Raw genomic sequence first — 18457 nt, 5'->3', positions numbered from 1 at the left:
CCATGGCACACGCACCCACCTATCCCCAGCGCCTGAACGCTTTGCCCGGCGCTGATCGCACGCTCCTCAAAAGCATGGCCGCCGTGGCCTTGCTGGCCTTGTTCATCGGCGTCCTGGCCGGTGTGGCCACGGCTCTGGTGCGTGGCGGCCTGCTCAGCGTGCCCATGGCCGACGGCTACCGCTTCCTCACCGTCCACGGGGTCGGCATCTTCTTCTACTGGCTGTTCACTGCCCAGACCGCCTTGCTGCTGGGCTTGGCCGCCTGCGAGCACGGCAAAGGCCTGGCGTGGCGCCCGCTCGCATGGGCGGCCTTTGGCCTGATGCTGCTGGGCCTGGGTCTGAGCATGGCGGGTTCCGTGTCCGGCACCCCGTTGCTCTACAACGGCTCGCCCGAGCTGGTGCGCGACAACCCGCGCGACCTGCTGCTGTTCAACACCGGCTACAGCCTGCTGGGTCTGGGCCTGATGTTGCTGCCCGCCAGCGCCATCGTGACGCTGCTGCGCCCGCGCTGGCAAGGCCGGCAGGACAAGCTCAGTGCCGTCGGGTTTGCCCTGTTTGCCTGGGCCGGCTTCCTGGTCGTGACCGGCTTCGCGGCGCTCTACACCTTCGTTCCCGGCGTGCTGTGGGCGCTGGGCGCCGGCCCCTTCCCGCTGAGCCATGGCACGCGCTGGCACATCGTTTTCCACAACATGCACTACCTGCCGCTGATGGCCACGGTGATCCTGTGGTACGTGCTGGTGCAGGCACTGACCGGCGTCAAGTCGGTGTTCGGCGAACGCTTCTCGAAGATCGTTTTCTCGATGTACCTGGTGTTCGTACCGCCGACCTCGCTGTACCACATGTTCCTGGAGCCGGACCTGCCCAAGGTGGTGCAGGTGGCCGGCTCCATGCTGTCGCTGTTCGTCAGCGTGCCGACGCTGACCGCCTTTCTGATCATCGTCGCCTCGCTGGAGGTGCACGCCCGCACCCACGGCGGGCGCGGCCTGTTCGGCTGGATTCGGTTGCTGCCCTGGCGCCATCCGGCCATGGCCGCGGTCGGGGCCGGGGTGCTGAGCATGGCTTTCGGGCTGGTGTTCGCCTTCGTCCTGATCCAGGGGCAACTGGCACCGCTGCTGTCGGATACGTTCTTCGTGCCCGGGTACTTCCACTTCTTCACGGTCGGCACGGTCAGCATGACGCTGCTGGCCGCGCTGTCCGTGGTCTTGCCCGCCATCGGTGGCCGTGCCTTGTGGAAGCCCCGTGTCCTGCGCTGGATGCCCTGGCTGGCCCTGGCAGGCTTGCTAGTGTTCGGCGCCGCCGGCATCGCGGCCGGCTACATGGGGGTGCCGCGACGGGTCATGGACATCAGCTACCAGCAGCAGGCTCCGGCGGTCTGGCACAGCCTCATGCTGGCGGTGGCCGTGGGCGGAAGCGTCATGGCGATGGCCTTGCTGGTATTCGCCGGAGGCATCGCAGCCAGCCTGCTGTCCCCTCGTCGGGCCGACACCGCAGACATTCAGCCGCCGGTGCGCTGGGGTGGTACCGATGTGACGGCGGGTGCCCGAGCCTGGGTGGGCCCGTTGTCCATCCTGCTCATCGTGGCCGCCATGTATGTGTTTTCCGCCGTGGGTTTTGAGCTGATGCAGTCTTTGCCCCTCAGTGCCTCGGGCGGCGGTGGACACTGAACACAGGAAAGAGAGCTTGGTATGAACGAAGATTTCTGGCTCATCGTCCCGGTGGCCATCGTCTGGGCGATTCTCGGTGTGCTGTATGCCCTGGCGCCCTGGGGCGACATGATCGGCTACGCCTGGGTCTGGGGCTTCGGCTCCGTACTGTTCATGGGTCTGGGTGGCTTGTTGCTGCGCCGCACTTCGGCGTCAGGCAAGGCGTAGCACCAGCCATGGCCCCTTTCCATTTCGTTGCTCCGGCGCGGCAACACGACATCGAAAGGAAGTTCACCATGGAATCCCGTACTGTTGGGTTGTCCGCATCGCGTCTGGTCCTGGCCCTGTCGCTGGCGTTTGTCGGCGCGGGTGTGTGGGCGCAGGACAGCAAGACCGAAGACCACACGGCCCACCATCCGGCCGATGCCGCCTCTGCCCCCAAGCCTGCGCCCAAAGCCGCTGCGCCCAAAGCCGCTGCGCCGAAACCCGCCGAGCCCCAGTCTGCTGCCAAACCCGCATCGGCCAAGGTCCCGCCGGCAGCAATGGACAAAGGGGCTGTGGAAAAAATGGGTCAGATGGACGCCAAGATGAAGATCATGCAGGAGATGCATGAGAAGTTCATGGCCGCCAAGACGCCGGAAGAGCGCATGGCCTTGATGCCCGAACACATGAAGACCCTGCAGGAGGCCATGTCCATGATGGACGGCATGCGCGGCGGTGGCATGGGCATGGGGGACAAGGGTGGCATGATGGGCAAGATGCCCATGGACATGATGGGCAAACACCAGATGATGGAAAAGCGCATGGACATGATGCAGTCCATGATGCAGATGATGATGGACCGCATGCAGATGCCCGCCACCAGGTAATTCAGAAGGCCACCACCATGAACCATGAGCATCCAGGGCACGACGCTCCTCCCGGCTTCTGGCGTTCCCGGTACGCGGTCGGCCTGATCGTGGTCGGTGCAGTGGCCGCGTACTTCCTGCTGACCGAACACCTTGCCCACGTGGCCGGAGCCTTGCCCTATCTCCTTTTGCTGGCCTGTCCCTTGATGCACGTCTTCATGCACCATGGGCACGGGGGGCACGGGGGGCATGGGCATCACCATGGCCAGGACGATTCCGGCGCTGCCTCCAGTGGCCCACAAGAACCAGGAAGGCCATCATGAACCACGAACCGTCTGCCTACGGCCTGTGGGGTGTGGTCGCCCTCAATTCGGCCATCTTCATCCTGTTCGCCCACAGCTTTTTCAAGCCGGCCACGGCACGCGACTGGCGCAGCTTTGGCGCCTACTCGGCCTTCATCGTGGCACTGTTTGTCGAGATGTACGGGTTTCCGCTGACCATCTACCTGCTGTCGGGCTGGCTGCAGACCCGGTTCCCCCAGCTGGACATTCTTTCGCACGACGCCGGCCACCTGTGGTCCACCCTGCTGGGCGAAAAGGGCGATCCGCATTTCGGCGTGTTGCACATCGCCAGTTACGTCTTGCTGGGGTTGGGTTTTTACCTGCTGTCCACGGCCTGGAACGTGCTGTACCACGCCCAGCGCAGGCACACCCTGGCCACCGCAGGCCCCTATGCCCGCATCCGCCACCCGCAGTACGTGGCCTTTGTGCTGATCCTGCTGGGCTTTCTGTTGCAGTGGCCCACGGTGCTGACCTTGCTGATGTTCCCGGTGTTGCTGCTGATGTATGGGCGTCTGGCAGTGACCGAGGAAGCCGAAATGCACGCGCAATTCGGTGCAGAGTTCGAGCGTTATGCCCAGAAGACTCCGCGGTTCATCCCGCGGTGGAGCCAGGATGCAGCCGCCTCCTGAGCGCTTCATGGCACCGAATGGCTCGGTGACGCACCATTGAATGGAAGGCCTTTTGCCATGCAGACCAACGCACACCATGCTGGGCATGCCGCAGCCAGCGCTCCACCTGACGCGGACGCTGCCCTCAAAGACCCGGTCTGTGGCATGGCCGTTACGGCCCAGTCGGCACACCGCGCAGAGCACATGGGTCACAGCTTTTTCTTTTGCAGCGCCAAATGCAAGGCCAGGTTCGATGCCAACCCGATGCAGTACATGGGAACTCCCGCTGCAGCGCCCGCCCATCCGGCCCCGGCACAACCGGTTGCGGAGGGAAGCGTCTACACCTGCCCGATGCACCCGGAGATCCGGCAGGACCACCCCGGCAACTGCCCCAAGTGCGGCATGACGCTGGAGCCCATGCTGCCGGCGCTGGACGAGGACGACAACCCCGAGCTGCGGGAATTCCAGCGACGCTTCTGGTGGACGCTGCCGCTGACCGTTGTGGTGACCGTGCTGGCCATGTTCGGTCACCAGCTGTCCGGGCTGGACGTGAGAACACAGACCTGGATCGAGTTCGTGCTGTCGATCCCCATCGTGCTGTGGGCCGGCTGGCCCTTTTTCGCGCGGGGCTGGCAATCGGTCGTGAACCGCAGCCCGAACATGTGGACCCTGATCGGGCTGGGCACCGGAGCGGCTTTTGTCTACAGCGTGGTGGCCACGGTCGCGCCTCAGTTGTTCCCGGCCTCGTTCATCTCGATGGGCCGTGTGGGGGTGTATTTCGAGGCGGCCGCGGTGATCATTTCCCTCACGCTGCTCGGGCAGGTGCTGGAGCTCAAGGCCCGCTCGCAGACCTCGGCGGCGATCAAATCGCTGCTCGGCCTGGCGCCCAAGACGGCCCGGCGCATCCGCCCGGACGGCGCCGAGGAGGATGTGCCGCTGACCCATGTGCATGTGGGCGACCTGCTGCGCGTGCGTCCCGGCGAGAAGGTGCCCGTCGATGGCGTGGTCACCGAAGGCAGCAGTGCGGTCGATGAATCCATGCTCACCGGCGAGCCGATGCCGGTGGCCAAGCGGGTGGGCGACAAGGTGATCGGTGCGACCCTGAACACCAGCGGGGCGCTGGTGATGCGCTCGGAGCGTGTGGGCGCGGCCACCATGCTGTCGCAGATCGTGCAGATGGTGGCGCAGGCCCAGCGCTCGCGGGCCCCCATGCAGCGCATGGCCGACCTGGTGGCAGGTTACTTCGTAATGGTGGTGGTCGGCATCGCCTTGCTGACCTTCTTCGGCTGGGGCCTGTTCGGGCCCGAGCCCCGGTGGGTGTTCGGGCTCATCAACGCGGTGGCGGTGCTGATCATTGCCTGCCCCTGCGCCCTGGGCCTGGCCACGCCGATGTCGATCATGGTCGCCACCGGGCGGGGCGCCACCCAGGGTGTGCTGTTCCGCGATGCGGCCGCGATCGAGAACATGCGCAAAATCGACACGCTCATCATCGACAAGACCGGCACGCTCACGGAGGGGCGCCCCGGTTTCGAACGCGCCGTACCGGTGCCGGGCGGTGACGCCGACGAGGTGCTGCGGCTGGCCGCCAGCCTGGACCAGGGCAGCGAACACCCCTTGGCCGACACCATCGTGCGGGCCGCCCGTGAGCGGGGCATGGCGCTGGAAACACCCGAAGACTTCGAGTCCGGCTCGGGCATCGGTGTGCAGGGCCAGGTGGGGGGACGCCGGCTGGCCCTGGGCAACACCGCGCTGATGGAACAGGTGGGGGTGTCGGTGGCCGATCTGATCCCGCAGGCCGAGGCCTTGCGGGCCGAGGGGGCCAGCGTCATGTACCTCGCCGCCGACGGGCGGCTGATGGGCCTGCTGGCGGTTTCGGACCCCATCAAGGCCAGCACGCCCGAAGCGCTGGCCACCCTCAAGGCGGCCGGCATGCGCATCGTGATGGCCACCGGGGACGGTCTGACCACCGCCCGGGCCGTGGCCGTCCGCCTGGGCATCGACGAAGTCCACGGCGAGGTGAAACCCGCCGACAAGCTGCAACTGGTGGAGCGGCTGCAGAAAGAGGGCCGGGTGGTCGCCATGGCCGGCGACGGCATCAACGATGCGCCGGCGCTGGCCAAGGCGGATGTGGGCGTGGCCATGGGCACCGGAACCGATGTGGCGATGAACAGCGCGCAGGTGACGCTCGTCAAAGGCGATCTGCGCGGGATTGCGATTGCCCGTTCGCTGTCCGAAGCGACGGTGGGCAACATGAAGCAGAACCTGATGTTCGCCTTTCTCTACAACGCGCTCGGGGTTCCGATCGCGGCCGGTGTGCTGTATCCCGTGACCGGGTGGCTGCTTTCGCCCCTGATCGCGGCCCTGGCCATGAGCCTGAGCTCGGTCTCGGTGATCGGCAACGCCTTGCGCCTGCGCGGGCGCAGGCATTGACAGGCATCGGCATCACACCCAGAGCCACCGGCCCATCGGGAGCCTTTCGTTGAACGACCACCCTTTCCATCGAGAGCGCAGCGCACGGGTGGGCGGCGCCCGTGCGGAGGCGGTCTTCAAGGTGCTGGACGACCCGCGCCTGCTGGGACAGCACATGAACCGGCGTTCGCCCATGATGGCCGGCGGAACCATGCGCACCGAAACCGACGAACAGCGGGGGCAGCAGGTGGGATCGGTGATCCGGATGTCCGGCCGCTTCCTGGGGCTGGCCCTGTGGCTGGAGGAAGCCGTCATCGAACGCCTACCGCCACGGCGCAAGGTCTGGGAAACACGGGGCCAACCCAGGCTGCTGGTGATTGGACATTACAGGATGGGATTTGAACTGGGCGCCGAACCCGCCGGCACCCATGTGCGGATCTGGATCGACTACAGCCTGCCGTCAGGCGGCTGGTTGCGCGGGCTGGCTCGATGGCTGGCCCCTGTCTATGCCGACTGGTGCCTGCGTGAGATGCTGCGGGCCGTGACACACAACTTCAAGGCGGAGGTCCGGTGAACGAGTGGGCGCTGCCGTCCGGTGCACAGGGCCTGATCGGCGCGCTGGCCGTGGGGCTGGTGATGGGTCTGGAACGTGGCTGGAAGGAACGGGAACAGCCTGAGGGCGGCCGCGTGGCCGGCCTGCGCACCTTCGCCCTGACCGGCATGCTCGGGGGCGTTCTGGGCCATTTGCAGCCGGGTTTCGGTGCCTGGCCGCTGGTCGCCGGGCTGCTCGGCCTGGCCCTGCTGGTGACGGTGTCGTACAGCCGCCATGCCACGGTGTCGGGCGATCGCAGCGCCACCACACCGGTGGCCATGCTCCTGACCCTGGTGCTCGGCGCCTTTGCCGCACATGGCAACGTCACCCTGGCGCTCTCGGCGGCCGTGGTGGGCGCCGTGCTGCTGGATCTCAAGCCCACCCTGCACGGCTGGCTGCGGCTGATCGACCACGGGGAGCTGCGGGCGTCGCTGCAGCTGCTGGTGTTGACCATGGTCGTCCTGCCCCACCTGCCCGACACCGGTCTGGGCCCCTACGGCGCCATCAACCCGTACCGGTTGTGGCGGGCCGTCATCCTGGTGGCCGGCCTCTCGCTCACGGGCCATTTCGCGATGCGCGTCACCGGCGCGCACAGAGGGATCCTGTGGACGGGCATCCTGGGCGGACTGGCGTCCTCCACGGCCTCCACCATGACCCTGGCGCGATACGCGCGCCAGCAACCGGACCTGGCGGACGCAGCCGTCTCCGGCGCCGTGGCGGCCTGTGGCGTCATGTTCTTTCGCATGTTCATTTTGCTGATGGCGTTGCAGCCCTCGCTGCTGTCCAGCTTTGGCAGCGGCCTGCTGGCGATGGGTCTGGTGTCGCTGGGTTGGGCCGTGTGGCGCTGGCGGCGGCACGCACCCACCGCGTCGGGCCAGGGCGGGATTGAAACCATGCCGCCCTTCAGTCTGGGGACCGCGCTCGGGTTCGGTGGGTTCCTGGCCGTGATGAGTGTGCTGGTGCCTGCGGCCCGGGAATGGCTGAACACCGGTGGGCTCTACGTCCTGTCGGCGGTCTCCGGACTGGCCGACGTCGATGCCATCCTGATTTCGCTCAGCCAGCTGCATGGATCGGGCGAGCTGTCCACCTAGACCACGCTGACGGCCATGGCGCTCGCAACGCTGAGCAATTTGTTCACCAAAATCGGCATCGCCTGGACGACCGGCGGTTCGCGGATGGGCCGAGGCGTCTTGGTCGGGTACCTGGTGGCCGTCACCGGTGGTGCCGCCGTTCTGGTGCTGGCTCAAGCCTATCCGTGATGTGTCGGCGCTGATCAAAGAAAGGACATCTCCACCATGGAAAAACCATTCCACCGCTTCTCTGAACTGTTTGCGCAACTGGGTCTGCGCATGGACGAGGCAGAGATCAGGGCCTTCCTGCAGACCCACTCCCCCCTGCCTGGCGACGTGCTGCTGGCCGACGCGCCGTTCTGGACACCGGCGCAGGCGGCGCTGTTGCGAGAAGAACTTCAGGAAGATGCCGACTGGGCCGAGGTGGTCGATCAGCTCAACGCCGCTTTGCGAAGCCCTGCGGGCGAGAGGTGAACCGCAGGTCGAGAGCGCCACGGTGACCGGGCAGCCGGTGCCTATGCTGGCCGGGTGACCGCAGTCACCTGAACGGTTGCACCCAGCCGCAGGGGGTAAGCCTGTGGATATGTCCCGGACATCTGCGCCAAGTGGGCGCCGCACAAGGCTTGCGGCGAGGTTGCCCGTTTTTTGGGCAGGGCAGGGGAGGTCGCCCTGCATCTGGCATTCATCTTGCATTACAACTTGTATCCAAGATGGGATGAATCGAAATGGTGCAAGACCGCGACCGATCCGCCGCCTGGCTGTTCCAGCCGCCCCAGCACGTTCAAGGGACGGTGGATGGGCCGCTGGCGGGGCTGACGTTTGCGGTCAAGGACAACATCGACGTGGCCGGATGGCCGACCACGGCGGCCTGTCCCGCGTTTGCCTACACCGCCGCCGCCCACGCCACCGTGGTGCAGAAGCTGCTCGATGCTGGTGCGTCGCTGCAGGGCAAGACCAACCTCGACCAGTTCGCCTGCGGTCTGAACGGCACGCGTTCGCCCTACGGCGCGGTGCCCAATGCGCTCAACCCGCGGTATGTGTCGGGCGGCTCCAGCTCGGGCTCGGCCTATGTGGTGGCCACCGGTCAGGTGGACTTCGCGCTCGGCACCGACACGGCGGGCTCGGGCCGCGTGCCGGCCGGGCTGAACAACATCGTGGGCCTGAAGCCCTCGCGCGGGCTGATCAGCGCCCGGGGCGTGGTGCCTGCTGCGCAGGCGGTGGACTGCGTGTCCATCTTCGCCACCACGGTGGCGCGCGCCGCGCAGGTGCTGGCCGCCGCGCTGGGGCCCGATGCGGTGGACCCGTACTCGCGCACGCTGTCCCTGGCCAGCACGCCCTTCGGTGCGCGCTTCCGCTTCGGCCTGCCGGCTTCGCCCGAATTCTTTGGCGACGAGGCCGCGCGCGCCGCATTTGACGAGGCGGTCCAGCGCCTGAAGGACCTGGGCGGCGAGGCCGTGCCCGTCGACTTCGGCGTGTTCACGGCCTGCGCCGACATGCTCTACGGCAGCGCGCTCGTGGCGCAGCGCTACGAAGCCATCCGCGGCTTCTTCGATGCGCACGAGGAAGAACTGATCGAGCCGGTGCGCAGCATCGTCGGCGCCGGCCGCCCCTACAGCGCGGCCGATCTGGTGGCCGCGCAGACCCGCCTGGCGGCCCTGGCCCAGCAGGCCGAGCCGCTGTGGCGCGGGCTGGACCTCATGGTAGTGCCGACCGCGCCCACGCACCCCACCATCGAAGCGATGCTCGCCGACCCGGTGGTGCTGAACCGCCAGCTCGGGGCCTACACCAACTTCGTCAACCTGCTGGACTACGCCGCGCTGTCGGTGCCCAGCAGCTTCCGCACGGACGGCCTGCCGTTCGGCATCACCCTGATCGGCCGCTGCGGCAGCGACTGGCAGCTCGCCGAGCTGGGCCAGCGCTACCACCATGCCGCCGGTCTGACCCAGGGCGCCACCGGCCGGCCGCTGCCCGAGCCCCAGCCCATCGCGGGCCTGACCCAGGCCGCGCCGCCGCGCGTGCGTGTGGCCGTGGTCGGGGCGCACCTCTCGGGCATGCCGCTCAACGGCCAGCTCACCGAACGCGGCGCCACGCTGATCTGCCGCACCCACACCGCGCCGGTCTACCGCCTCTACGCGCTGCCCGACATCACGCCGCCCAAACCCGGCCTGCTGCGCGTGGCGCCGGGGGAGGGCGGGCGCATCGAGATCGAGGTGTGGGAGATGCCGCTCTCCGAATACGGCGGCTTTGTCGCGCTGGTGCCCGCGCCCCTGTCCATCGGCAGCCTGCAGCTGGCCGACGGCAGCAGCGTGCAGGGCTTCCTGTGCGAGCCCCGGGCGCTGCAGGGCGCGGCCGACATCACCCACCTGGGTGGCTGGCGTGCTTACCTGGCTTCCGTGGCGCCGGCGCGCCTGGCCTTTCCCTGAACCCGCAGGAGTCCAGACATGAAACAACACCGATGGGGAAGCAGCGCTGCCATCGCCCGGAAAGGGAGAGGGCGATGACGGAAGAGCAGACCCTGGCCTATGTGCGGGCCGTCGCGGCGGTGGTGGGCCTGCCGCTGGACGACGAGCAGATTGCGCGCGTGGCGGTGCACCTGCAGCGCACGGCCGGCCTCGCGGCCACGCTGGAAGACGTCCCGCTGGAACCGCACGACGAGCCGGCCGAGCTGTTTTGCCCGGCGCCCTTCGACCAGCCCCGTTGAGCCGCGCCATGCCCACGCTTTCACTTTCTCAAACGGTGCAGGCCATCGCCAGCGGCGAGTGCAGCGCCGCCGAGGTGTTGGAGACCTGCATCGCCCGCATCGAGGCCACCGACGCCCGCGTGAACGCTTTCACCGGCACCCGCTTCGACGCGGCCCGCGTACAGGCGGCACAGGTGGACGCCCGGCGCGCACGTGGCGATGCCCTGGGACCGCTGGCCGGCGTGCCGTTCGCGGTGAAGAACCTGTTCGACATCGCGGGCGAGGTCACGCTGGCCGGCTCCAAGGTGAACCGCTCGCGCCCGCCCGCCACCACCGACGCGGTGCTGGTGCAGCGCCTGCAGGCCGCGGGCGCGGTGCTGGTGGGCTCGCTCAACATGGACGAGTTCGCCTACGGCTTCACCACCGAAAACACCCACTACGGCCCGACGCGGAACCCGCACAACCCGGACTGCACGGCCGGCGGGTCCTCGGGCGGTTCGGGTGCGGCGGTGGCCGCGGGCCAGGTGCCGCTCACGCTGGGTTCCGACACCAACGGTTCGATCCGCGTGCCCTCATCGTTCTGCGGCATCTGGGGCCTCAAGCCCACCTTCGGGCGGCTCTCGCGGCGCGGCAGCTTCCCCTTCGTGCACAGCATCGACCACCTCGGCCCCTTCGCCGACGACCTGCCGGGCCTGGCCCTGGCCTACGACGCGCTGCAGGGCGCCGACCGGCTGGACCCGGGCTGCTTCGCGACCGCGGTGGAGCCCACCACGGGCTCGCTCGCCCAGGGCGTGGAGGGCTTGCGCGTGGGCGTGCTCGGTGGCTACTTCGAGGCGATGGCCACACCGGCGGCGCGCGAGGCCGTGGCCCTGGCGGCCGACGCGCTGGGCGCTCACACCGCCGTGCAGCGCGGTGTCGAATGGCCCGACGCCGCCGCCGCGCGCGCCGCGGCCTTCATCGTCACCGCCAGCGAGGGCGGGCAGCTGCACCTGGACAGCCTGCGCACGCGGGCGGCCGACCACGAGCCGCTGTCGGTGGACCGCCTCATCGCGGGCGCGCTGCAGCCGGCCGCCTGGTACGTGCGCGCGCAGCGCTTCCGCCGCCGCTACCGCGACCGGGTCAATGCCCTGTTCCGCGACTGGGACGTGCTGATCGCGCCCGCCACGCCCTTGGCCGCGCCGGCCATCGGCAGCGAGTGGGTCGACATCAATGGCCAGCGTCTGCCGTGCCGGCCCTCCATCGGGCTGCTCACGCAACCAGTGTCGTTCTCGGGCTGCCCGGTGGTGGCCGCGCCCATGTGGCCGGGTGGCACTGGCGGCCTGCCGATTGGCGTGCAGCTGATTGCTGCGCCCTGGCGCGAAGACCTGGCGCTGCGCGCCGGCTGGGCGCTGGCGCAGTCGGGCGTGGCGAAAGTGAAGGAGACCTTGTTGTGATGATCAATGAGCCCGATGTGCTGGCCGAAGTGACGGCTGTGTTCGAGCGCTACGAAATCGCCCTGGTGGGCAACGACGTGGCCGTGCTCGACGAGCTGTTCTGGAACAGCCCGCACACGCTGCGCTATGGCGCCACCGAAAACCTCTACGGCTACGACGCCATCCGCGAATTCCGCGCCGGCCGCCCCTCGGCCGGGCTGGCGCGCACGCTGGGCAAGACCGTCATCACCACCTACGGCCGCGACTTCGCCACCGCCAACACCGAGTTCTTCCGCGCCGGCAGCGACCGCACCGGTCGCCAGAGCCAGACCTGGATGCGCACGCCCGAGGGCTGGCGCGTGGTCTCGGCCCACGTGAGCCTGCTGACCTGATTCCGTTCACCACCGCTTCCCTCCACCCCCCCCACCAGGAGCTTTTCCCATGAGCCATGTCCTCTTCAACCGCCGCGATTCGATCAAGACCCTGGCCGCGCTCGGCGCGGCGGCCAGCAGTCCCTTTGCCTTCGCGCAGAAGCCCATCACCGTGGGTGTGATCTACGTCGGACCGCGCGACGACTACGGCTACAACCAGGCCCAGGCCGAAGCCGCGGCCATGCTCAAGAAGATGCCGGGTGTGAAGGTGGTGGAGGAGGAAAACGTGCCCGAGACCGCGGCGGTGCAGCGCACCATGACCGGCATGATCGCGCAGGACGGGGCGAGCCTCGTCTTCCCCACGTCCTTCGGCTACTTCGACCCGCACATGCTGGCGGTGGCCGCCAAGTACCCCGATGTGCGCTTCGCCCACTGCGGCGGCATGTGGACCGAGGGCAAGCACCCGAAGAACACGGCCAGCTTCTTCGGCTACATCGACGAGTGCCAGTACCTCAACGGCGTCATCGCCGGGCACATGAGCAAGAGCAAGAAGATCGGCTTCATCGCCGCCAAGCCGATCCCGCAGGTGCTGCGCAACATCAACGCCTTCACCATGGGCGCGCGCTCGGTCGACCCGAAGATCACCTGCAGCGTGATCTTCACCGGCGACTGGTCGATGCCGGTCAAGGAGGCCGAAGCCACCAACAGCCTGGCCGACCAGGGCGTGGACGTGTTCACCATGCACGTGGACGGCCCCAAGGTGATCGTGGAGACGGCGGCCAAGCGCGGCAAGATGGTCTGCGGCTACCACGCCAGCCAGGCCAAGCTCGCGCCCCAGGCCTACCTCACGGGCGCCGAGTGGAACTGGCTGACCGCCTACACAAGCTTCATCGACGCGGCGCGCAGCGGCAAGCCGCACCCCAACTTCGTGCGCGGCGGGCTGAAGGACGGCTTCGTGAAGATGTCGGCCTACGGCCCCGCGGTCACCGACGCGGCCAAGAAGCAGGCCGACGGCGTGAAGGCGCAGATGATGGCCGGCAGCTTCGACATCTTCAAGGGCCCGCTCAAGGACAACAAGGGCGCCACCATCATCCCGGCCGGCAAGGCGTTCAAGCAGACCGACCTGGAGCTGGAGAAGATGAACTACCTGGTCGAAGGCGTGATCGGCTCCGTCTGAAGGCGCGGCGGCCATGCGCAACGTCCTCCTTCCCGTCGGCGCCATCGCCGTGGCCCTGCTGCTGTTCGGCCTCATCGTCTCGTTCGCGGGGGTGAGCCCGGTCGAGGTCTGGGTGCTGCTGTTCAAGGGCGCGTTCGGCGACTGGTACTCGTGGCAGAACACGCTGCAGCGCGCCGCGCCGCTGATGCTGGCCGCCCTGTGCGTGGCGATTCCCGCCCGGGCGGGGCTGGTGGTCATCGGCGGGGAGGGCGCGCTGGTGCTCGGTGGTCTGGCCAGTGCCGCGCTGGCGCAGGCCCTGCCGTTGCCGGGCGGCCTCGCCGGAACGGTGATGGTGTGCGTGGCCGGGGCGCTGGCCGGGGGCCTGTGGGTGGCGCTGGCGGGCTGGCTGCGCCAGTACCGCGGCATCAACGAGACCATCAGCAGCCTGCTGCTGGCCTATGTGGCCATCGGCCTGTTCAAGCACCTGGTGGAAGGGCCGCTGCGCGACCCGGCCAGCCTGAACAAACCGTCCACGCCCGCGCTCGACGAAGGCCTGCTCATTGGCACCATCGCAGGCTCCGACGTGCACTGGGGCCTGGTGGTCGGGGTGGTGGCGTGTCTGGCCGCAGGCCTGTGGTTGCGCCTGACGCCCTCGGGTTTTGCGGTGCGTGTGGTCGGCGGCAACCCGCGCGCGGCCCAGCTGGTGGGCCTGCCCGCCACGCGGCTGGTGCTGCTGGCCTGCGCACTCGGCGGCGCGGCGGCCGGTCTGGCCGGCGCGGTGGAAGTTGCGGCCGTACACACCAGCGCCAACGCCGCGCTGATCGCCGGGTACGGCTACGCCGGCATCCTGGTCTCGTTCATGGCGCGCCACCACCCGTTGGCGGTGATCCCGGTGGCCATTCTGTTCGGTGGTTTCGGGGCGGCTGGCAGCCTGCTGCAACGCCGCCTGGGCCTGCCCGATGCGTCGGTGCTGCTGCTGCAAGGCATCGCCTTCGTGCTGATCCTGGCCAGCGAAGCGCTGCGCGACACCGACTGGAAGGCCTGGTTCGCCAAGCTCGCCCGTGTCCCGTCGGAGGGACCGGCGCCACAAGGAGAGAAGGCATGACCGCGGACCAATTGATCATCTTCCTCTCCGGCATCGTCGGCGGCGCGTTGCGCGTGGGCGTGCCTTTTCTGTTCGTGAGTCTGGGCGAGTGCCTGACCGAGAAGTCGGGCCGCATCAACCTGGGTCTTGAAGGCGTGCTGGTGCTCTCGGCCATGACGGCCTTCGGTGCCTCCTACCTCAGCGGTTCACCCTGGCTGGGTGTGATGGCCGGAGCCGTGGCCGGTGCGCTGCTGGCCACGCTGCACGGCCTGCTGTGCTCGCTGCCGCGGGTCAACGACGTCGCCACCGGCATCGCGCTCATGCTGCTGGGCATGGGCCTGGCTTTCTACCTCGGCAAGCCGCTGATCCAGCCGCAGGCGCCGCAGCTGCCGGCGCTGTCGCTCGGCGGCTGGAGCGACTCGCCCGCGGTGCGCGCGGCGCTGGAGGTCAACGCGCTGTTGCCGCTCGGCTTGCTCATGGCCGTCCTGCTGTGGTGGGCGTTTGCGAACACGCGCCTGGGTTTGCTGGTGCGCCTGGCGGGCGATTCGGCCAACGCCACGCGGGCGCTGGGCTATTCGGTCTCGGGCATCCGCATCGCGGCCACCGCGGCGGGTGGCTTCATCGCCGGGCTGGGTGGCGCCTCGTTCACGCTGTTCTACCCCGGCAGCTGGAACGAGGGCATCTCCAGCGGCCAGGGCCTGATCGCGGTGGCGCTGGTGATCTTCGCGCGCTGGAGCCCGCTGCGCTGCGTCGGTGCGGCGCTGCTGTTCGGTGGCGCGGGCGCCATCGGGCCGGCGCTGCAGTCGGTCGGCATCGGCTGGGGCTACCACCTCTTCAACATCGTTCCCTATGTGCTCACGCTGCTGATCCTGGTGCTCACCTGCCGCCCGGGCGTGGTGGTGCCGGGCAGCCCGGGCGAACTCTCGTCCACACGCTAGGAGAAACCCATGAGCGGACTCGGCGGTCTCAACAAATCGAAGCACGGCGTGGTCGTGGGTCTGGTGCAGCTGCAACTGCCGGTGGTGGAAACGCCGGCACAGCTGGCGGCGCAGACGCAGCGCATCTGCGAGCTGGTGGGCAAGGCCCGGCGCAACCAGGGCAGCATGGACCTGGTGGTGTTCCCCGAGTACGCGCTGCACGGCCTCTCGATGAGCACGGCACCCGAGCTCATGGTGTCGCTGGACGGCCCCGAGGTGGCGGCCTTCAAGCAGGCCTGCGTGGACCACCGCATCTGGGGCTGCTTCTCCATCATGGAGGCCAACCCCGGCGGCAACCCCTACAACAGCGGCCTCATCATCGACGACACCGGCGCGATCCGCCTCTACTACCGCAAGCTGCACCCCTGGGTGCCGGTGGAGCCCTGGGAGCCCGGCAACCTGGGTGTGCCGGTGTGCATTGGTCCCAACGGCAGCAAGCTCTCGCTCATCATCTGCCACGACGGCATGTTCCCCGAGATGGCGCGCGAGGCGGCCTACAAGGGCGCCGAGATCATCCTGCGCACCGCCGGCTACACCGCGCCCATCCGCCACGCCTGGAAGATCACCAACCAAGCCAACGCCTTCCAGAACCTGGCCATCACCGCCAGCGTCTGCCTGTGCGGCAGCGACGGCAGCTTCGACTCCATGGGCGAGGGCATGTTCTGCAGCTTCGACGGCACGGTGATCACCGAAGGCGGCGGTCGCGCCGACGAGATCATCACCGCCGAACTGCGGCCCGACCTGGTGCGCGAGGCGCGCCAGGGCTGGGGTGTGGAGAACAACATCTACCAGCTCTACCACCGGGGCTACGTGGCGGTGAAGGGCGGGGCGCAGGACTGCCCCTACACCTACATGCACGACATGGCCGCCGGCGCCTACCGGTTGCCCTGGACCGTGGACGTGACCGACGGCACGCCCTGCGGTTTCGACGCGCCCACGCGCTCGTACAAAGGCCCGGAGACGCACCCGCTGGTGCCGGATTCGGCGGTGGTCAACCTGAAGAAGGCGGCCTGAACCATGGAACGCTTCATCGACGCCAACCCCTACGCCTGGCCCTACAACGGTGATCTGAGGCCCGAGAACACCGCGCTGATCGTGATCGACATGCAGACCGACTTCTGCGGCATCGGCGGCTATGTGGACCAGATGGGCTACGACATCTCGCTCACGCGCGCACCGATTGCGCCGCTGCAGACGCTGATGGCCGCCATGCGCAGCGCCGGCTACGCGGTCATGCACACCCGCGAAGGCCACCGGCCCGACCTCTCGGACCTGCCGGCGAACAAGCGCTGGCGCTCGCGCCAGATCGGCACCAACGGCGTGGGCATCGGCGACGACGGGCCCTGCGGGCGCATCCTGGTGCGCGGCGAGCCGGGCTGGGAGATCATTCCCGAACTCGCGCCGCTGCCGGGCGAGGTGGTGATCGACAAGCCGGGCAAAGGCTCGTTCTACGCCACCGACCTGGAACTGCTGCTGCGCACGCGCGGCATCGGCAACCTGCTGCTCGCCGGCATCACCACCGACGTCTGCGTGCACACCACCATGCGCGACGCCAACGACCGCGGCTTCGAGTGCCTGCTGCTGTCGGACTGCACCGCCGCGACCGACCGCGGCAACCACGAGGCCGCGCTCAAGATGATCACCATGCAGGGCGGCGTGTTCGGCGCGCACGCCCCGTCTGCCGCCGTTCTGGAGGCCCTCGCATGACCGACGACGCACCCATTGGCGGCCTGCCGCCAGCCACCGGCGCTCTGGCGCTGGACACCTACGACATGGGCATGCGCTTCGGCAGCTTCCAGGCGCTGCAGGGCGTGAGCATGAAGGTCGCGCCGGGCACGGTGCACGCCCTGCTGGGCGAAAACGGCGCCGGCAAGAGCACGCTGGTGAAGTGTGTGGCGGGCTTTCAGCGGCCCACCAGCGGCAGCATCCTGATCGACGGGCGCGAACAGGCCATTCCCAACCCGGTGGTGGCGCGCACCCTGGGCATCGGCATGGTCTACCAGCACTTCACGCTGGCGCCGGGCATGACCGTGGCCGAGAACCTGCTGCTGGCCGGCGGCCAGACGCCGGGCGTCATCGACTGGAAGCGCCAGCGCGCCGACCTGGCGCAGTTCCTCAAGACCACGCCGTTCCAGCTCGACCTGGACGCGCGCCCGCAGGAACTTGCCGCGGGGGAGAAGCAGAAGCTGGAACTGCTCAAGCAGCTCTACCTGAAGCCGCGGCTGCTGATCCTGGACGAACCCACCTCGGTGCTCACGCCGCAGGAGGCCGACGAGGTGCTGGGTCATGTGCGCGAGTTCGCGCGCAGCGGCCAGTGCACGGTGCTGATCATCACGCACAAGTTCCGCGAGGTGATGGCCTACGCCGACGACGTGACGGTGCTGCGGCGCGGCCGCGCGGTGCACCACTGCGCCGTGGCGGACACCACGCCGGTGCTGCTGGCGCAGGCCATGGTGGGCGGCGGTGCCGACAGCGTGATGTCTGCAGAGCCGATGGTTACAGCGGGTGCGCCGGCCAGCGACGAGGTGTCGCTGGCGGTCGACGGCCTGCAGGTGATGGGCGACCGCGGCACGCTGGCCGTGCAGGACCTCAGCCTGGCCGTGGCACGCGGCGAGATCCTGGGCGTGGCCGGCGTGTCGGGCAACGGCCAGCGCGAACTGGTGGAGGCGCTGGTGGGCCAGCGCCCCCGCGCGGCGGGCACGGTGACGGTGCAGGGCCAGCCCTATGGCGCGCGGCGCGAGGAGAACCACCGCCTGAAAGTTCGCAGCCTGCCCGAGGAGCCGCTGCGCAACGCCTGCGTGGGCGATCTCTCGGTGGCCGAGAACATGGCGCTGCGCGATTTCGACCGCGCGCCGCTGTGCAGCGGGGGCCACCTGCGCTTTGGCCAGTGGCGCAGCCGTGCACGCGAATGGATCGCCGGCTACGGCATCAAGACGCAGGGCGAGGACGCGCCGATCCGCAGCCTCTCGGGTGGCAACGTGCAGCGCGCCGTGCTGGCGCGCGAGCTGCACGGCGACATCAGCGTGCTGATTGCCGCCAACCCGGTGTTCGGTCTGGACTTCGCGGCGGTCAAGGAGATCCACACCCGGCTGCGCGGCGTGCGCAACCAGGGCGGGGCGGTGCTGCTGATCAGCGAGGACCTGGACGAACTGCTGGAACTGGCCGACCGCATCGTGGTGATGAGCGAGGGCCGCTTCGTGTTCGAGACACTGGCCGCGAACGCCGAGCGACATGAAATCGGTGCCCACATGGGCGGAGGACATTGA

At 68.7% G+C, this 18457-nt stretch carries 20 protein-coding genes; all 20 read left to right on the top strand.

What is annotated here, in order from left to right; genetic code table 11:
- Positions 1 to 2 precede the first annotated feature (2 nt).
- Positions 3 to 1664 (top strand): cbb3-type cytochrome c oxidase subunit I, encoded by a 1662-nt coding sequence (locus tag RCO38_RS19700; protein ID WP_308330137.1) that lies wholly within the window; start codon positions 3 to 5, stop codon positions 1662 to 1664.
- Positions 1665 to 1685: 21 nt separating this feature from the next.
- A complete protein-coding gene (locus RCO38_RS19695) occupies positions 1686 to 1871 on the top strand; it encodes a hypothetical protein (RefSeq protein WP_308330136.1) in 186 nt (61 codons plus the stop codon).
- Between the two features lie 68 nt (positions 1872 to 1939).
- Positions 1940 to 2512 carry a hypothetical protein gene (locus tag RCO38_RS19690; RefSeq protein ID WP_308330135.1) on the top strand — a complete coding sequence of 191 codons (573 nt, stop codon included), beginning with the start codon at positions 1940 to 1942 and terminating at the stop codon, positions 2510 to 2512.
- Between the two features lie 17 nt (positions 2513 to 2529).
- Entirely contained in the window at positions 2530 to 2814 is a 285-nt protein-coding gene (locus RCO38_RS19685) for a DUF2933 domain-containing protein (protein WP_308330134.1), read from the top strand.
- Positions 2811 to 3461, top strand: coding sequence for a methyltransferase family protein (locus tag RCO38_RS19680; protein ID WP_308330133.1), 651 nt, complete (start codon positions 2811 to 2813; stop codon positions 3459 to 3461). Before RCO38_RS19685 ends, RCO38_RS19680 begins: the two co-directional genes overlap by 4 nt.
- Positions 3462 to 3518: 57 nt before the next feature.
- Positions 3519 to 5870, top strand: a complete 2352-nt coding sequence (locus RCO38_RS19675) for a heavy metal translocating P-type ATPase (RefSeq protein ID WP_308330132.1) — start codon at positions 3519 to 3521, stop codon at positions 5868 to 5870.
- A 49-nt stretch (positions 5871 to 5919) separates the two neighbouring features.
- Positions 5920 to 6423 (top strand): SRPBCC family protein, encoded by a 504-nt coding sequence (locus RCO38_RS19670; RefSeq protein WP_308330131.1) that lies wholly within the window; start codon positions 5920 to 5922, stop codon positions 6421 to 6423.
- Positions 6420 to 7532 (top strand): MgtC/SapB family protein, encoded by a 1113-nt coding sequence (locus RCO38_RS19665; RefSeq protein ID WP_308330130.1) that lies wholly within the window; start codon positions 6420 to 6422, stop codon positions 7530 to 7532. The genes RCO38_RS19670 and RCO38_RS19665 overlap by 4 nt, the downstream gene beginning before the upstream one ends.
- Positions 7533 to 7547: 15 nt before the next feature.
- Positions 7548 to 7700, top strand: coding sequence for a hypothetical protein (locus RCO38_RS19660; protein ID WP_308330129.1), 153 nt, complete (start codon positions 7548 to 7550; stop codon positions 7698 to 7700).
- Positions 7701 to 7736: 36 nt separating this feature from the next.
- Positions 7737 to 7985 (top strand): DUF2789 domain-containing protein, encoded by a 249-nt coding sequence (locus RCO38_RS19655; RefSeq protein WP_308330128.1) that lies wholly within the window; start codon positions 7737 to 7739, stop codon positions 7983 to 7985.
- Between the two features lie 251 nt (positions 7986 to 8236).
- A complete protein-coding gene (atzF, locus tag RCO38_RS19650) occupies positions 8237 to 9934 on the top strand; it encodes an allophanate hydrolase (protein ID WP_308330127.1) in 1698 nt (565 codons plus the stop codon).
- A 74-nt stretch (positions 9935 to 10008) separates the two neighbouring features.
- Positions 10009 to 10212 (top strand): DUF4089 domain-containing protein, encoded by a 204-nt coding sequence (locus RCO38_RS19645; protein ID WP_308330126.1) that lies wholly within the window; start codon positions 10009 to 10011, stop codon positions 10210 to 10212.
- A gap of 8 nt (positions 10213 to 10220) precedes the next feature.
- On the top strand, positions 10221 to 11624 hold the full coding sequence (locus tag RCO38_RS19640; RefSeq protein ID WP_308330125.1) for an AtzE family amidohydrolase: 1404 nt from the start codon (positions 10221 to 10223) through the stop codon (positions 11622 to 11624).
- Positions 11621 to 11995, top strand: coding sequence for an oxalurate catabolism protein HpxZ (hpxZ, locus tag RCO38_RS19635; RefSeq protein WP_308330124.1), 375 nt, complete (start codon positions 11621 to 11623; stop codon positions 11993 to 11995). Before RCO38_RS19640 ends, hpxZ begins: the two co-directional genes overlap by 4 nt.
- A gap of 49 nt (positions 11996 to 12044) precedes the next feature.
- On the top strand, positions 12045 to 13151 hold the full coding sequence (locus RCO38_RS19630) for a BMP family ABC transporter substrate-binding protein (protein WP_308330123.1): 1107 nt from the start codon (positions 12045 to 12047) through the stop codon (positions 13149 to 13151).
- 13 nt (positions 13152 to 13164) lie between these two features.
- A complete protein-coding gene (locus RCO38_RS19625) occupies positions 13165 to 14235 on the top strand; it encodes an ABC transporter permease (protein WP_308330122.1) in 1071 nt (356 codons plus the stop codon).
- On the top strand, positions 14232 to 15152 hold the full coding sequence (locus RCO38_RS19620) for an ABC transporter permease (RefSeq protein ID WP_308330121.1): 921 nt from the start codon (positions 14232 to 14234) through the stop codon (positions 15150 to 15152). The genes RCO38_RS19625 and RCO38_RS19620 overlap by 4 nt, the downstream gene beginning before the upstream one ends.
- 9 nt (positions 15153 to 15161) lie before the next feature.
- On the top strand, positions 15162 to 16205 hold the full coding sequence (locus RCO38_RS19615; protein WP_308330120.1) for a formamidase: 1044 nt from the start codon (positions 15162 to 15164) through the stop codon (positions 16203 to 16205).
- Between the two features lie 3 nt (positions 16206 to 16208).
- Positions 16209 to 16898 carry a biuret amidohydrolase gene (gene biuH / locus RCO38_RS19610; RefSeq protein ID WP_308330119.1) on the top strand — a complete coding sequence of 230 codons (690 nt, stop codon included), beginning with the start codon at positions 16209 to 16211 and terminating at the stop codon, positions 16896 to 16898.
- On the top strand, positions 16895 to 18457 hold the full coding sequence (locus tag RCO38_RS19605; RefSeq protein ID WP_308330118.1) for an ABC transporter ATP-binding protein: 1563 nt from the start codon (positions 16895 to 16897) through the stop codon (positions 18455 to 18457). The genes biuH and RCO38_RS19605 overlap by 4 nt, the downstream gene beginning before the upstream one ends.

The sequence above is a fragment of the Hydrogenophaga pseudoflava genome (genome assembly GCF_031020795.1).
GTDB classification, from domain to species: domain Bacteria; phylum Pseudomonadota; class Gammaproteobacteria; order Burkholderiales; family Burkholderiaceae_C; genus Hydrogenophaga; species Hydrogenophaga pseudoflava_A.
Note: the sequence above shows the minus strand (reverse complement) of the source record. Positions and strands in the feature narration are given on the sequence as shown.

Excerpts from the sequence above, each read along its gene's own strand:
- RCO38_RS19700 (WP_308330137.1), top strand. The coding sequence starts at position 3 with ATGGCACACGCACCCACCTATCCCCAGCGCCTGAACGCTTTGCCCGGC.
- RCO38_RS19695 (WP_308330136.1), top strand. The coding sequence starts at position 1,686 with ATGAACGAAGATTTCTGGCTCATCGTCCCGGTGGCCATCGTCTGGGCG.
- RCO38_RS19690 (WP_308330135.1), top strand. The coding sequence starts at position 1,940 with ATGGAATCCCGTACTGTTGGGTTGTCCGCATCGCGTCTGGTCCTGGCC.
- RCO38_RS19685 (WP_308330134.1), top strand. The coding sequence starts at position 2,530 with ATGAACCATGAGCATCCAGGGCACGACGCTCCTCCCGGCTTCTGGCGT.
- RCO38_RS19680 (WP_308330133.1), top strand. The coding sequence starts at position 2,811 with ATGAACCACGAACCGTCTGCCTACGGCCTGTGGGGTGTGGTCGCCCTC.
- RCO38_RS19675 (WP_308330132.1), top strand. The coding sequence starts at position 3,519 with ATGCAGACCAACGCACACCATGCTGGGCATGCCGCAGCCAGCGCTCCA.
- RCO38_RS19660 (WP_308330129.1), top strand. The coding sequence starts at position 7,548 with ATGGCGCTCGCAACGCTGAGCAATTTGTTCACCAAAATCGGCATCGCC.
- RCO38_RS19655 (WP_308330128.1), top strand. The coding sequence starts at position 7,737 with ATGGAAAAACCATTCCACCGCTTCTCTGAACTGTTTGCGCAACTGGGT.
- atzF (WP_308330127.1), top strand. The coding sequence starts at position 8,237 with ATGGTGCAAGACCGCGACCGATCCGCCGCCTGGCTGTTCCAGCCGCCC.
- RCO38_RS19645 (WP_308330126.1), top strand. The coding sequence starts at position 10,009 with ATGACGGAAGAGCAGACCCTGGCCTATGTGCGGGCCGTCGCGGCGGTG.
- RCO38_RS19640 (WP_308330125.1), top strand. The coding sequence starts at position 10,221 with ATGCCCACGCTTTCACTTTCTCAAACGGTGCAGGCCATCGCCAGCGGC.
- RCO38_RS19630 (WP_308330123.1), top strand. The coding sequence starts at position 12,045 with ATGAGCCATGTCCTCTTCAACCGCCGCGATTCGATCAAGACCCTGGCC.
- RCO38_RS19625 (WP_308330122.1), top strand. The coding sequence starts at position 13,165 with ATGCGCAACGTCCTCCTTCCCGTCGGCGCCATCGCCGTGGCCCTGCTG.
- RCO38_RS19620 (WP_308330121.1), top strand. The coding sequence starts at position 14,232 with ATGACCGCGGACCAATTGATCATCTTCCTCTCCGGCATCGTCGGCGGC.
- RCO38_RS19615 (WP_308330120.1), top strand. The coding sequence starts at position 15,162 with ATGAGCGGACTCGGCGGTCTCAACAAATCGAAGCACGGCGTGGTCGTG.
- biuH (WP_308330119.1), top strand. The coding sequence starts at position 16,209 with ATGGAACGCTTCATCGACGCCAACCCCTACGCCTGGCCCTACAACGGT.
- RCO38_RS19605 (WP_308330118.1), top strand. The coding sequence starts at position 16,895 with ATGACCGACGACGCACCCATTGGCGGCCTGCCGCCAGCCACCGGCGCT.